This window comes from Bacillus cereus group sp. MYBK101-2 (assembly GCF_051918845.1).
Lineage (GTDB): Bacteria > Bacillota > Bacilli > Bacillales > Bacillaceae_G > Bacillus_A > Bacillus_A paranthracis.
This window is the reverse complement of the sequence record NZ_JBQAIE010000002.1, coordinates 552,968-570,092: the sequence shown is the minus strand read 5'-3', so window position 1 is coordinate 570,092 and position 17,125 is coordinate 552,968. Positions and strand designations below refer to the sequence as shown.

The following is a 17,125-nucleotide window of genomic DNA, read 5'->3' as shown; positions in this document are numbered from 1 at the left end:
GTTACGCTTGTAACTTCCGCATAAAAGCCTTAGCGCTTTTTTTATCTGTAATCTCTTCTTCTTTCAATCGTTCTAATAACGCAACAAAATAACTGCCATCAAACTGCAATTGATGCTTAATTGTCGCTTCTATTGCTGCGTTTACAATGCCATCAGATGCACCCGTATATCCTTGTCCGAACATAATAAATCCTTGTGCTTCCTCTGATAATTTAAATCCTTTCGTATGTAAGAATGAAAGATAATCTTCTACTGTTTGCATGTTATTCCCACCTACTCAAAAATTCTCCACTTCCTATCATACATGTTTTTATACGCCATGAGAATGAAATTTCTTTGACAACTTTGTAAATCAATCGTCTACTTCGCTTATAAATAGAGGATTTCTTTACAATATGAAGGAATATGTACAGTGGAACTTATTCCATATTAAAGGGGAGACATGATGAAACAAGCACTATTAATTATCGATGCGCAGCAAGAATTAATGGATGGAAATGAAAAAGAAAGTGAAGTTTTTCGTAAAACCGAATTATTATCTACACTCAATACAGCCGTGCAGAAAGCAATAGATTCCAATGCCCTTATTGTTTTCGTAAGAGATATCGATGTTGCTTCTGGTAGCGGCGTAGGCTTTGAAGTACATAATGAAATTCAAGTACCTCAGTCTGCAATCCTTATTAATAAAGCAGCCACAAACGCATTCTATGGCACTTCTTTACTTGAACTTTTAAAAAAAGAAAAGATTAACCATATTGTTATAGGTGGATGTAAAACAGAGCATTGTATTGATACCGCTGTGAGGACAGCAAGTGTACAAGGCTTTGATGTTACATTAATTAAAAACGGTCATTCCACAACTGATTCTGACGTATTGACTGCAGAACAAATTATCTCTCACCATAATAAAATTCTCCATGGTCATTATAATGTTGATCATTTTTCTATGGTAAGGGATATCGAGGAAGACCTCTTTCAGCTGACTCATGATCAATATCGTGATTAGCGAAAAAGAATCCTTCGTTCAGAAGGATTCTTTTTCACCCAAAAATTTGTGCTGCAATGCTATATAACTCATTATTCCTTTTTAATAATTGACCGCTATTTTTCATCATAATTGGTGGTGTATTCACCTTTTTAAAACCAGTAATCTCTAATACTTTCATGAAATCTTTCTTTCCTTCTAGTACATCAATTCTTAATTTACCATTATGCCCTTTTGCTAAATCATGTACAATTCTCATTGCCATCTCATCATTTTTAGCAACAACCGGTCCTATTATTTTATTTTCTGGTGTTTGTATGCTTAAACCGTAACCTAATACATTTTGTTCCTTGTCCCTTACAACAGTGCACTGTTCACTTTGCATAATTCTTTTCTTTAAAAACTCTTTTCTATTTGTTCCAAACGCATATTCATCTATTTTTATTATTTTTTCTAACTCACCCTCTTCATAGTTCATCACATAATCTTCATTTCTTACACAATAATCATTCGCATTGTACGAGTTACATATGTATTTAGAAACATAACTTACTGCTCTAAATCCTAATTTTTCATATAAAGGTTTCCCTTCATCCGTAGCAATAAGCATAAATGGAGTTTGAGCTGATACGCTATTCATGCATGAATTTGTAATCATCTTTCCAATTCCTCTTCCCTTATAATCTGGATGTACAATTACCATTCCGATAGATGCCAACGCCTCCCCGTATAATATTATTGCTGCGCTAGCAATAAGTTCCTTTCTCTCATTCCATACGCCATATACAATACCTGAGTTAAAAATTGTTTCAACTTCTTCCCTGTTATAATCCCAACCAATATAAGATGATAATGCTACAATATCGCCTATTTGTTCTTCCCTAAGACGCTCCACGCTAAATTCCAATTCAATCATACTCCACCCCCTTATCTAGCCATCTTCCCAATTCAACTTGTACATGTTACCCTTTATTTGTCACACACATATCCTATTTTGACCAAGACTATATTGTAAGTGAGGTGACAACATGCCCATTATAAATCGATTTTCTACCACCACTAACGGCGCACTTGCGATTACAGGAAACACACTCGGTTTAAGTAAAATCAGTAATCAAAACCGTGCTGGTACAATCGGGGCAATTGGCGCATTTATAACTACCAATACCGCTTTACAAGTAACCTCTTTTCCTGCTGGTACAACATTAAACTATACACAAAATAGTTCTACCGCTCTTTTAAATATCCCTGCTGGTAGTACGATTCTTTACGCAGAACTCGTTTGGGGTGGAAACTATTTATCTCGTGATCAAAACATTACGAGCGTATTAGGAAACCCAGTTTCTTTTACAACACCTGTGTCAACATACTCAATTACTCCTTCAGCTGTTACAGCTTCTAATCAAACATTCGTTTCAAACTCTATTACATTTGGATTTTACACTCGTTCAGCAGACGTAACGACTCTTATTCAAGCTGGAGGGTCTGGCTCCTATACTACAGGATCTGTACCTGGACTTGTTGATCCTTTAGATGCTTCTAATGGATCAATTAACTCGGCTGGATGGACACTTATCGTCGCATATCAAAATGGTTCCTTACCTGCAAGAAATTTAACAATTTACGTAGCAGGCAACCGGGTTTCTGCAGAAACTGGTAGTGCCGATGTATCTGTTTCAGGATTTTTAACACCTTCAGGAGGGCCTGTAAGCGGGAGATTGTTTTTAAGTTCTACCGAAGGAGATGCTGATTTAATTGGGGATCAGGCTCTATTCGGGCCAAATTTCAGTTCATTAAATGCCTTATCTGGACCTAACAATGCTGTAAATAATTTCTTCGGTTCTCAAATTAATAATGCCGCTGGAAACTTAGATACAACCGGGACATTTGGAACGCGAAATCAAAGTGCTTCTACAGGTACAAACATCTCCGCTGGAAGACAGGGCTGGGACATTACTTCCATTGATATTTCTCCTTATTTAACAAATTCTCAAGTGTCCGCTGCAATCCGTTTAACAACTAACGGAGACGCATATATGTTAAATACAGTCGGTTTACAAATCAACATAAATTCACCTAACATACAAGCAACAAAAAGCGTGAATAAAAGTGTTGCAGCAATTGGAGACGTTCTCACTTATACAGTTACTATCCCTAATACAGGGCTTCTCCCCGCCAATAACGTTATTTTTACAGACATTCTTCCTAACGGTACTTCCTTTATACCTGGAACTGTAACAGTAGATAATGTCCCGCAAACGAATGCAAATCCGGCTGCTGGTATATCTCTTGGAACAATTAATAACAACGCTTCTCGTACAGTAACTTTCCAAGCTACTGTCGTTTCTTTTCCAAATCAAAATCCTATCTCCAACACTGCTAATATTACATTTCAATATACACCAATCGCCGGAGGAACGACTTTTAACGGTCTTGCTACAAGTAACTCTGCTGGAACACAAGTTAATCTTGCAGATATTAACGGGACAAAATCAGTTAACAAACTTTTTACCGATATTGGTGAAACGTTAACTTACAGTATCGCCTTAGCTAATATAGGAAATATTGCTGCAACTAACGTAATATATACGGATCCGATTCCTAGCGGGACTACTTTCGTTCCTGGGAGTGTAACCGTTAACGGTGTTACGCAAGCTGGTGCAAATCCAGCTACTGGCATAGCAATTGGGTCTATTGCTGCTAATGCTACGACTACTGTTTCATTTCAAGTACTCGTCCCTTCTATCCCGCAAACAAATCCCATATTAAATAGCGGGACTACAACTTATCAATACATTCCTGTACCAAATCAACCGGCAGTAAGCGGGACTGATACGACGAATATTGTCTCCACTCAAGTGAATAATGCTACTGTAACAATGACGAAAGCGGTAGATAAAAATTTTGCCGATATTGGTGATACACTAACGTACACCGTTTCTTTTACAGGCACAGGTAATACGAATGCAAACAATGTTATTTTTACAGATATCATTCCTACTGGAACAACTTTTGTTCTCAACAGTTTAACAATTGATGGAACGACACAAGTTGGAGCAAATCCCGCAAACGGTGTAAATATAGGATCCATTCCTACTGGTACGACGAAAAACATTTCATTTCAAGTAGTAGTAAATACAATCCCAGCTTCGAATGTTGTATCTAATGGTTCAAGCGCTTCTTATCAGTACACTGTCAACCCTAGTCAATCACCCGTTACAAAAAACATTTCTTCAAATCTCGTTTCCACTCAAATTAACAATGCGAATATAACTTTAACAAAATCAACAAATAAACAATTTGCTACGATTGGCGAAACAATCAGTTATACAATCCTTATTACAAACAGTGGAAATACAGCTGCTACTAACGTGCAACTAACAGATCCACTTCCAAATGGAACGATATTGACTCCAGGTACTGTAACACTAAACGGTGTTTTGCAAAATGTAAATTCTCTCGTCGCTTTGCCTATTGGTACAATTCCTGGCGGAGCTACTTTTACACTTTCTTTTCAAGTAACAGTCATCAATATTACTGCACAAAACCCTATCATTAATAACGCTTTTGCTTCTTACATTTACACTGTAAATCCAAGCTTGCCACCCACTTCAAAAACAGCAAATTCTAACTCTGTTACATCAACAATTAGATTAGCAAACATTCAAGCTACTAAATCTGTAGATAAAACATTTGCGGAAGTCGGAGATATATTAACGTACAATTTTTCTCTTACAAACGATGGAAATGTTACAGCGAACAATGTATTACTATCCGACTCAATTGCGAATGGTACTGCCTTTGTACCAAACAGTGTCATAGTTAACGGTGTTGCTCAGCCAGGCGTTACACCAACTAGCATTACTATTGGTAGTATTAATGCCGGCACTACAATTACAGCTTCATTCCAAGTATCAATAACTAGCATCCCAAATCCAAATCCTATTTCAAATAGCGCTTCTATTTCCTATAACTTTATCGTGGATCCAAATACATCTCCTGTAAGTAAGAACACAACTTCAACCACTACACTCACTCAAGTCAATGACGCAAATGTCATTTCAGCAAAAACAGTGGACCGAACGTTTGCCACTGTTGGGGATGTACTAACTTATAGCATTCTTTTGACGAATGCAGGAAGTGTTACTGCTGATAATCCTACTTTTGTGGATACAAATCCAGATGGTACTACCTTTATTCCAAACACTTTCCTTATTAATGGCGTGCTACAAAACAATGCAGATCCGAACGTTGGTGTTCCGTTACCTTCCATTCCTGCTAACGGCTCACTTACCGTCTCTTATCAAGTAACTGTCACCTCTTTACCAACACAAAACCCAACAATAAATTCATCTAGTACACAATATAGCTTTATTCTAAATCCGGGTGATCCACCAACTATAGAAACCTCTTTAAGTAATACTGTAAGTACGCAAATTAACATAGCAAATGTAGTGATTGTCAAACAGGTCGATTTAACTATTGCTGATGTTGGGCAACCAATCACATATACAATCTCCTTAGCTAACCTTGGCAACACTCCCGCTAATAATGTAGTCGTTACCGATATCATCCCTTCTGGCACCACACTCGTACCAAATAGTATTTTTATAGGTGGTACTTTACAGCTAGGCGCAGATCCAGGTGCAGGTCTTCAAGTCGGGACAATTCCTGCTGGCGGTTTTACAACGATTGTTTTTCAAATAAGCGCAAGTAGTTTACCTACACAAAATCCAGTTCAAAATAGTGCTGCACTACAATATAACTTTATTGCTGACCCAAATTTACCTGCTGTTGTTAGAAATGCTACTAGCAATATAGTATCGACACAAATTAATACTGCTAATATCGTTGCTACGAAACTAACAAGTACAAATTTCGCCGATGTTGACGATGTCATAACTTATGCAACAATTTTAACGAATAACGGCAATATCCCTGCCTCCAATGTAACGTTTACAGATATCATTCCAGCTGGTACCATCTTCCTTCCTAACACTGTAACGATTAACGGTGTCCCTATAGCTAATGCAAACCCTGCTAATGGCATTTTAATTGGTACAATAGGAGCGAATTCATCACGTACTGTCTCATTCCAAGTTTCTGTACCAACTATTCCTAGTCCAAATCCGATTACGAATCAATCGAGCACTACATTCCAATACATGTACGACGCATCCAAACCAATTGTAACGCAGATGGTGGCATCTAACACCGTACAGACGACTATTAATAATGCTACAATTGCCGCTGTAAAATCGGCAGATAAACAGTTTGCTAACGTAAATGATATGATTACGTACACGACTACTTTAACGAATAACGGGAACACACTTGCATCAAATGTAATTTTTACAGATGTACTTCCAAACGGAACATCATTTATCCCTAATAGTGTAACAGTAAATGGAAATACACTCCCTAATACAAATCCAGCAAGTGGGATTGCAATTGATCCAATAAACCCTAATACAAGTGCAACAATCTCATTTCAAGTAATAGTAAATTCCATTCCTAGTCCAAATCCAATCCCGAACCAAAGCAATACAGCGTACCAATATGTCATAGATCCTAACTTACCTCCAGCATCCGCCAATGCATCAAGTAATGTAATAACAACTCAAATTAACAACGCTACGATTATCGCAACAAAATCAGTGAACACACCGAATGCTGCAATTGGGGATATCGTTACTTATACGATTGCCGTTACGAATACAGGAAATATTCCTGCTAGTGCTACAGTTTTAACAGATGGACTCGGCGCAGGCGCTTCATTTGTCCAAAACTCTGTAACTATCAATAATATTCCGCAGCCGGGGTTAGATCCATCACTTGGTATTCACTTAGCAGATATTCCCCCAGGAGATACTATACTCATTACTTTTCAAGTACAAATTTTAGCGATACCACCTAGTGGCACATTAACAAATAATGCTCTTGTAAATTATGAGTATACCGTGAACCCAAACCAATCACCTGCTGTTGATAGCACAATTACGAATACGACGGTTACTCCAATTATTGATGCTACTTTAGTTTTAAATAAAAATGCGAGTACAACTTTCGCTACAATTGGTGATACGATTACATTCACTTCATCTATTACAAACACAGGAAATACGACTGCGAACAACATTGTGTTTACAGATTCCATTCCAAATGGTACTACCTTTGTCCCAAATAGCTTTAAAATAAATGGTGTAACCGTCCCAAATGCAAATCCGCAAAACGGTATCAATATTGGTAACTTGAATGCAAATGCATCGATTACACTCAATTTTCAAGTAAACATTACAACGCTGCCAAACCCGAATCCAATTCCGAACCAATCATCGCTTCAATATAACTTTATTGTTGATATAAATGAGCCGCCTGTTTCCCGAACAGTTCAATCCAATAAAACCTTTACACAAGTAAATACTGCTTCCGTTATCGCAACAAAAACTGCAAGTAGTGCATTTGCTGCTGTTGGAGATACAATTACGTATACAACTACGCTCACTAATAGCGGAAATACTACCGCAAACACACCTGTTTTTATCGATATATTACCACCCGAACTTTCATTCGTTCCTGATAGTGTACAAATTAACTCCATCCCACAACTTGGATTTAGGCCAGATAGCGGAATCTCTTTAGACGCAATTCCAGTTGGAGGAACGATAATAATTAGCTTTCAAGCTATTGTTGGCTCAATACCAGCTACAAATCCAACATTGAACCAATCTAGCACAACATACTCTATCATTGTTGATCCTAACCAGCCACCAGTGACAGAAACAGCTACAAGTAATCCAACTTTAGTTCAAATTAACGAAGCGATTATTCAAGCAACGAAAAGTGTGGATCGACTATTTTCTGACATTGCACCTGGAAATTCATTTTTAACGTATACTGTTTTATTAGAAAATATAGGGAACACAACTGCTACGAATATCATTTTTACAGATCCGACTCCAAATAATACAATATTTATAGAAGATAGCGTTCGAGTAGGTGGGGTTTTATTACCTGGAGTAAATCCAGCGAACGGGATACCAATTGGGGATATTATTGCAGGAGACTTTATAAACGTCACCTTCCGCGTGCAAGTAGTTAGCATTCCAAATCCTATTTTTACAATCGGACCTGGAGGACCAAACTCACCTGTTGTAAACGGTGCTTCTATTAATTATCAGTTTATGACAGGGCCTAATTTACCACTCGTTTCACGAAGTACGATATCTAATTCTGTTTCGACACAAATAAATTCTGGGGAAGTTGCACTTGTTAAATCTGTTGATAAAACTTTCGCAACGATCGGGGATACACTGACTTATACAATTTCATTAAGCAATCCTGGAAATGTAACATCACAAAACGTACTATTTACGGATACTTTACCTGAAGGAACAACATTTATTTCCGGAACACTTACAAACGATTCTGGTACACAGCAAATTGGAAATCCAGCTAGCGGAATTCAGATTGGAAATATAAACCCTGGTAGTACGGTTGCTATTACGATAAACGCACTTGTAACAAACATTCCAAGTATAAATCCAATTTCTAATTTTAGTTCCGTACAATTTGAACATGTGGTTGATCCTAGCCAACCTTCCGCATTACAAACAACTATATCTAATACTGCTTCAACGACCGTTAATAGTGCAATATTAACTACAACAAAAACTGTTGATAAATCGGTTATTTCCGTCGGGGATACACTTACGTATACAACGACTATTACGAATACAGGAAATACACCAGCAACGAATATAACTTTTACAAGTGCCATTCCTCCTAGCACTACTTTCGTACCAGATTCGGTCACAATAAATGGCATCCAACAGCTTGGTGCACAGCCAGCACTTGGAGTAACTATACAAAATATCGCTTCAGGTGAAACAGTAACTGTTACTTTCCAAGTAAATGTTATTTCTGTTCCCCCTTCAAGCTCGATCATGGGTAACGATACAATTTTATACTCTTATACTGTTGATCCAAACGGAGCTCCTGCTACTACTTCTACTTCAACGAATATTGTTACAAACCCTGTATTAGATGCTATGATTACGATGATTAAATCAGTCGATCAAACACTTGTAACGCTAGGTGATACTATTACCTATACGACAATCTTAACGAATAACGGTAATACAAACGCTACAAATATTACTTTTACTGACCTTATACCCGATGGTACAACGTTTATTACTGATAGCGTTACAATAGATGGCATTACACAAATTGGGCTTAATCCAAATACAGGTATAACGATTGGTGCAATTGCTCCTAACAGCTCAATATCTATAGCATTTCAAGTTACCGCTACGTCTACACCTGTTCAAAATCCTATCGCAAATACTGCTACTGCTTCCTACACATTCATTGCTGATCCAAATGCGCCTATTGTTTCAAGAACCGCTACTTCAAATACAGTGTTTACTACAATTAATACAGCTACCATCCTTTCATCAAAGCAAGTCGATAAAGCGTTTAGTCGTGTTGGAGACACACTCACTTATACTATCTCTTTAACAAACAATGGAAATTCATCTGCACAAAATGTTATATTCACAGATACAATGCCGAACGGCACTGCTTTTATCGCAAACTCATTTTCTATTAACAATGTTCCTCAAACGGGGGAAAATCCAGCGAACGGTGTAGATATTGGAACTATAACAGCTGGGGCTACAGCAACTGTTTCATTCCAAGTAAACGTAACTTCATTACCAACAGAAAACCCAATTGTAAATTTCTCATCAACATCTTATCAATTAGTCTCACCGCCTGATACAGAAACTTCAATTAGCAACCCTGTTTCAACGCAAATTAAAGAAGCCATATTATCTATGACGAAAAATGAAAGTGCATCCTTTGCAGATATCGGGCAAACTGCCTTTTATACTACTTCTATTTCCAATATAGGAAATACGGATGCAACTAATATAGTATTCACAGATGTATTACCAAGTGGACTCACATTTGTTCCTAACACATTAACCGTCGACGGCGTTTTACAACCTAACGCGAATCCAAATACAGGTGTATTACTTGCAGCGCTTCCACCAAATGAAATATATAGTATCGTCTTTCAAGTGACAGTAAATAATATTCCCCTTAGTAACCCAGCACCGAATACAGCATCAACGACATATGAGTTTACTGTTGATCCTGTTAACCCTCCAGTGTCGAGTTCAGCTACTTCCAACACTACGCTTCTTCAAATAAATAACGCAAATATTATAAGTACAAAAACGGCAGATCTTACCTTTGCGGATGTTAGTAATACAATAACATTTACACTTAACCTCCCTAATACCGGGAATGTGGCTGCAACTGATGTTACCGTCATCGATATACTTGATAGCAATTTAAGTTTCGTTCCAAATAGTTTCACAGTTAATGGGCAAACCATTCCAAATGCTGATTTATCTACTGGTGTAAATATCGGCTCAATTAATGGTGGAAGCACATCAATTGTCACATTCCAAGCCATCGTTTCAACCCTCCCAATCAACAATCCTATTTCTAATTCGGCTCTTACCACTTACCGTTATATTGTTAATCCAGATCAGCCGTTCATTTCAACTTCTAATCAATCTAATACAACGACGACACAAATTAATAGCGCTATCCTTACTACACAAAAAAATTCAAATGTGTCAACAGTAGATATTGGGCAAGATATTATCTACTCCGTTACGATTACAAATAGTGGAAATGTTAGTGCGACGAATGTTATTTTTACCGACCTAATTCCAGACGGAACTTCCTTTGAACCGAATAGCTTTACACTTAACGGAACTACCATCCCAAATGCAGACCTAATTACAGGCGTTCCAATTGGTGATATTGCGCCAAACGAATCTGTCATTGTAGCATTTCATATTAGTGCCGATGAAATTCCGCCCATAAATCCAATTTCTAATCAAGCTAGCGTTAGCTTCCAGCATATCGTTAATCCAGCTAATCCTCCTGTTTCAAAAAACATTACTTCAAATAGTGTTACAACAACAATTGAAAGTGCTATTTTAACTACTACTAAAATTGGAGATAAAGCTTTTGCAACGATTGGTGATACGATTACGTATACAACTACGATTACGAATACAGGAAATATTCCTGCTAATAACGTTATTTTCTCAGACCCGATACCATCGTGGACACAATTTGTTGCAGGGTCAGTTGTTGTTGACGGTACTTCATTACCATCCGCTTCTATCACCAGCGGTGTTGGCATAAATACAGTCAATCCAGATCAAACTGTAACAATCATATTCCAAGTTCAAATTGTAAGCAATCCGACAACATCCACTCCTGAACTCCAAAACTTAGCATTTGTGAACTTCCAATATAACGTAGGCAATGCATTACAGGCTCAGCCTGGCAACGTGGAAACGAACGTCTTCGTTACTTCTATTAATTCAGCAATACTTTCAGCTGTAAAAACTGCTAGTACAGCCTTTGCAAATATTGGCGACACGATCACTTATACCGTTTTAATTCAAAATAGCGGCAATACAAATGCTACGAATGTAAATTTCTCAGACCTCATTCCAGCAGGAACGACCTTTGTTGAAAATAGTTTTACTGTAAATGGAAATACCATTCCAGGTGCCAATCCAAATAGTGGAGTTACTATCGGGACCGTTAGCGCGGGTAGTTCCTTAACTGTTACTTTCCAAGTCATAGTTACATCTACTCCACCTTCAAATCCAATTACAAACGTTGCATCTATTCAATATGCATTCATCGTTGATCCGGCGGCTCCTCCTGTTACCGGCACAATAACTTCTAATAGCGCTTCAACACAAATTAATAACGCGACTGTTACAACTATTTTAGAGGCAAATCGAACAATCGTATCTATCGGCGATGTCATTACGTATACAGCAACATTAACAAACACTGGAAACTTCCCTGCAAATTCTGTATTACTCATTAACGGAGTTCCTGAAGGAGCATTATTTGTTCCAAATAGTGTTACACTTAACGGGATTTCACTTCCAGATGCAAGTCCAACTCTTGGCATTCCCGTTGGTATTATCGCACCAGGTAATTCTGCTACGATTACGTTCCAATTTCTTGCAAACTCTATTCCACCGCAAGGAGCAATTATAAATCAAGCACTTACAAGTTACACGTATATTGTCGACCCGAGTCAACCTCCAGTTACAGCAACCTCTTCATCTAATACGGTTAGTACAGCCGTCGTTGATGCATCGTTATCCGTAATTAAAAATACAGATTCTCTCGTACAATCTACTAACGGTACAATCACTTACACTGTAGTCATTCAAAATAACGGGAATACAACTGCAAATACAGTTACTTTAACAGATTTAGTCCCAGAAGGAACTGCATTTCTTCCGAATAGCGTAACCATTAATGGCGTTGCAGCTCCAGGTGCCGATCCAAGCGTAGGGATACCATTAAACTCCATCGCGCCTTCAGACATTATCACCATAACATTCCAAGTTATCGTTCAATCCATTCCAAGCGTGAATCCAATTTCTAATATAGCTCGTATTGACTATACTTTTATCGCGGATCCAACCGCTCCTACCATCTCTCGAACAATTACGTCTAACCCAGCTTCCACACAAATTTCGGATGCGAATGTTCTTTCATTAAAAGCAGTCAATGCACAACAAGCAACAACAGGTGATATTTTGACTTATACGATAACGCTAGAGAATACCGGAAATATTCCTGCTTCAAATCTTATATTTTCAGATACTCTTCCAGAAGGGACTACATTCGTAGACAATAGTTTTACACTTAACGGAACAGCTATACTTGGTGCCAATCCAAATGCAGGTGTTATTTTGCCTAACCTAGCAGCAAACGCTACTCACCTTATTTCGTTCCAAATTCTTATTAACGATCCATTCTCGCAACAATCGATTACAAATCAATCCAATACAACATATACAATTCAACCAGATCCAGGGCAACCGCCTATTACGGAAACATCTACTAGTAATATCGTCATTACAAATTTCGTGCAAGCACAATTAACAATTACAAAAACATCCAATCCAACAACTGTAGATATTGGCGGAACGATCCTTTATATTTCTGAAGTGAAAAATATCGGCAATGTTGACGCAATAAATATTATTTTTACAGATTCGATTCCAGCTGGCACTACATTCGTTCCCGACAGTGTCACAATTAACGGTGTCCTTCAGCCAGGTGTAAATCCTGAAAACGGAATACCGATTGGAACAATTCCAGCAAACAGTTCCAAAACGATACTATTTCAAGTCCAAACAAATAATCCACCTACTGAAACCGAAATTGTAAATCAATCTTCAGCAACTTACCAATATGTAAGTATTCCTGCAGCCCCCCCAGTGAATCGTTCTGTAACTTCTAATATCGTTACAACATCGCTTCAAAATGCAAATATTATTTCTGTTAAACAGGCGAATGTTACTTTCGTATCCATCGGGCAAAATATTACTTACACAAATACACTACAAAATATCGGAACTGTTCCGGCTAACAATACAGTGTTCATTGATAATATTCCAGAAGGTACGATATTCATTGAAGATAGCTTATCAATAAATAATGTCATTCAACCTGGTGCGAATCCTGAAAATGGAATAACTCTTGGCACGATACAACCAGATGAAACAGTCACTATTTCATTCCAAGTACAACTTACAAATATACCCGAGGGCAACACAGTCACTAACATTTCAGACACTTCGTATGAATACCAAATTGACTCTAGTTCTCCGGTTATTCAGCGTAGATCATTATCAAATGCAGTAAATACTGAAATCCGTACAGCAAATATTAGTGCAATTAAATCCGCTAACAGATCTATTACACGCATCGGTCAAATCATCACATATACAGTCGCAGTTACAAACGCTGGTACAGTACCTATTACAAATACTCTCCTAATTGACGCAATTGCTGCTGGCACTACATTCGTTCCAAATAGCATTCTTGTAGATGGCATACCGAGACCTAACGAAAATCCAATTACCGGAATCACCCTTAATATTATCCTTCCAAACAATACAATTATCGTTACATTCCAAGTAAACGTAGTCTCTATACCTCCTCAAAATAACATTAATAATATCGCCGTCATCCACTATGAGTATCAGCCAGACCCAAGCTTACCACCAATTTCAGAAACGACATCTTCCAATACTACAAATATACAATTTATTGATGCGATTCTTATCGCCACAAAATCTGCTAATACAATATTAGCTAATATTGATGAAACTATTGAATATACAGTACTCATTCAAAATAACGGATCCACTACAACTAACTCCATCTTTTTTACAGATACGATAGAGGATGGAACAATATTTATCCCGGGAAGTGTATTAGTTAACAATACTGCATTTCCTGCAGCGGATCCGAATATCGGCTTTTCCATTCCTAATATCGCATCAGGTCAAATGGCTACAATAACCTTCCAAGTTTCCGTTATGAATTTACCTACTGTAAACCCAACTCCTAATACTGCAAACATCATCTACGACTTTGTTTTCAACCCTGATTTTGCACCAATTCAAAAATCGACTACTTCCAACACTACTTTCGTTCAAATTAATGATGCTGATATCGTTTCACTTAAAACTGTTGATTTGACTTCTGTAACAATTGGTGACATTTTAACTTATACAACAACTTTAACGAATACAGGGAATACAGATGCCACTGCTGTTGTATTTACAGACAACATTCCTGGTGGAACTACCTTTATTGACGGTAGCGTTTTAGTAAATAACATTCCGCAGCTTAACGCCAATCCAAGTACCGGTATACTTGTAGAAACGATTGCTCCTAACATTTCTATCCCAGTCACGTTTTCCGTTACCGTGGTATCTCTTCCAGCTAGCAGTCGTATCCAAAACCAATCAACTTCTCGTTATACAATTAATGGCGAGGAACAAATATCAACTAGTAATATTACCTTCACTGAAGTTATTTCTGCTAATGTACTCGCTATAAAAACAACGCCTATCCAATATGCTGACCTACAAACGATTATCCCTTACACAATTTCCATTACAAACAATGGGAATATTCAAGTAGAAAACATTATCGTTACAGATATCATCCCAGCAAATACGAGCTTTATAGAGAACAGTGTTATTGTGAATGGCAACGCTCGTCCAAATGACAATCCACTTAGCGGGATACAAATTGATAACATTCCGCCTAATACAACAGCAACTATTCTATTCCAAGTACGGATTACTTCAATTCCGCAAACAAATCCAATCTCTAACACGAGTACAATTGAATACCAATACACGTTACCAAATCGACCACCTATTACCGAAACTATTATTTCATCAGCTGCCATAACAACAATTAATCATGCGACTTTGAATAGTAATAAAACTGTTGACCTAGCATTTGCAACAGTCGGTGATACGTTAACGTATACGATTACGCTCAATCAAACTGGTAATGTTGCAGCAAATGATGTAGTCATTCAAGATATGATTCCTCAAGGTACTACATTTATAGAAAATAGCGTCATTGTAAACGGAGAAACTCTTCCGGGAGTTAATCCAGTAAGTGGTATACCAATTGGTCCTATAACTGTTGGCGGAAATGCTATCACTTCATTCCAAGTAACTGTAACTTCTATTCCGACACCAAATGAACTCACCAACCAAGCAATCACTACTTTTAACTATATAGTCAATCCAAATAACGTACCTGTTACAAATACAATTACAACAAATACTGTCACAACAACTGTCCAAAATGATGATGTCATTGCGATAAAAGCTGTTGATTTCACGAGCGCCTTACCTGGTCAAACTTTAACGTACACCATTACTATTACGAATAATGGTAATATCACTATTGAAGATCTTCTTCTAGTAGACACAGCACCAGTAGATACGACATTCGTTATTGATAGTGTTACAATTAACGGAATCAATCAACCTAATGCGAATCCTGAAAATGGTATTACGTTAGGAACTCTTGCTCCTAGTGAATCTGTTATTATTACGTTCCAAATAACAATATCTTCTTCTACTCTTCAACCTACAATTAATAATGATGCTTCTGTTTCCTATACCGTCATCATTGATCCAACAAAACCACCTATTACAATTACAAAACAAACAAATATCGTTACAACGACAGTCATTGATCCGATGGTTCGTATTGAAAAAACAGCTGACAAATCTATTGTCGTTATTGGAGATATAATTACATTCACATTAGCAGTATTTAATCACTCCCCAATTCCGACAATCAATACTTCTGTTATAGACACAATTCCGGCTGGTACAACATTTATAGAAAATAGCGTAACAATTAACGGTACTCTGGTACCAACTTTCCGTCCAGACACTGGTATGAATATCGGCGCTTTACCTGCTGGCTCAGTAGCAACGATAACATTTCAAGTGCTCGTAACTTCTATTCCTTCAAAAAATACAATTATAAATTCTGCAACAGTTACAGCCGCTTTCCAATTGACACCACAGGATCCGATTATTACTTTCGTTGTTAATTCGAATATTGTTCGTATACCAGTTCAATTTGTAACTGCGACAGTCACGAAAAACGCTTCCGTCAGCTCAGCTTATTTAAATCAATATTTTGATTATACGGTGCGTATTACGAATACTTCCGAGATTTCACTCTTAAATATTTCGTTACAGGATACTATTCCAGTAGGTTTACAATTTATGAACGGCACCGTCTCCATTAACGGAGAACGCTCTCCACTAGCGAATCCGAATATCGGTTTCCTAGTTGCTACTAATTTAGAACCAAGCGAAACAATTATCGTGTTATTCACCGTACAAGTGATAAGTCCACCTGTTACTAATGAGTTTAAAAATACGGCTAATATTTCGTTACAACTTCAAGCCTCACCTACCGATCCACCAATTACAGTAACCGTTACGAGTAATGAAAATACGGTCACCTTTGTTCCAGAAAATCCAGATGAGACACTTCCAAATTTTAATTGCTTCTTTGACGGTGAACGCTTCATACGGATTACTCCTCGAAATGTACGAAATTACCTTTGGACTTGGATTTGGTGGGATTAAATGAAACAAAAAGAGATTGTAGTTTGGTTGAAACCAAATTACAATCTCTTTTTCATTCTCTTTATCGTACTACTTAATA

Annotated in this window: 4 protein-coding genes; 2 read left to right on the top strand and 2 right to left on the bottom strand. The window is 37.5% G+C overall.

All coding sequences use genetic code 11. The features are described from left to right. Position 1 precedes the first annotated feature (1 nt). Positions 2–262 (bottom strand): DUF6123 family protein, encoded by a 261-nt coding sequence (locus ACTFSI_RS08260; RefSeq protein ID WP_001195212.1) that lies wholly within the window; start codon positions 260–262, stop codon positions 2–4. A gap of 183 nt (positions 263–445) precedes the next feature. Between ACTFSI_RS08260 and ACTFSI_RS08255 the strand changes: the two genes are divergently transcribed. Beyond that, positions 446–1,006 carry a cysteine hydrolase family protein gene (locus tag ACTFSI_RS08255; protein WP_440045315.1) on the top strand — a complete coding sequence of 187 codons (561 nt, stop codon included), beginning with the start codon at positions 446–448 and terminating at the stop codon, positions 1,004–1,006. Between the two features lie 34 nt (positions 1,007–1,040). Here ACTFSI_RS08255 and ACTFSI_RS08250 read toward each other — a convergent pair whose 3' ends face one another. After that, the gene (locus tag ACTFSI_RS08250; RefSeq protein ID WP_000570999.1) at positions 1,041–1,901 is read right to left on the bottom strand and encodes a GNAT family N-acetyltransferase; all 861 of its coding nucleotides are present in this window, start codon (positions 1,899–1,901) and stop codon (positions 1,041–1,043) included. 112 nt (positions 1,902–2,013) lie between these two features. Between ACTFSI_RS08250 and ACTFSI_RS08245 the strand changes: the two genes are divergently transcribed. Next, positions 2,014–17,046 carry a beta strand repeat-containing protein gene (locus tag ACTFSI_RS08245; RefSeq protein WP_440045314.1) on the top strand — a complete coding sequence of 5,011 codons (15,033 nt, stop codon included), beginning with the start codon at positions 2,014–2,016 and terminating at the stop codon, positions 17,044–17,046. Positions 17,047–17,125: the final 79 nt, after the last annotated feature.

Coding starts and splice junctions, on each gene's coding strand:
- ACTFSI_RS08260 (WP_001195212.1), bottom strand. CDS start 262: ATGCAAACAGTAGAAGATTATCTTTCATTCTTACATACGAAAGGATTT.
- ACTFSI_RS08255 (WP_440045315.1), top strand. CDS start 446: ATGAAACAAGCACTATTAATTATCGATGCGCAGCAAGAATTAATGGAT.
- ACTFSI_RS08250 (WP_000570999.1), bottom strand. CDS start 1,901: ATGATTGAATTGGAATTTAGCGTGGAGCGTCTTAGGGAAGAACAAATA.
- ACTFSI_RS08245 (WP_440045314.1), top strand. CDS start 2,014: ATGCCCATTATAAATCGATTTTCTACCACCACTAACGGCGCACTTGCG.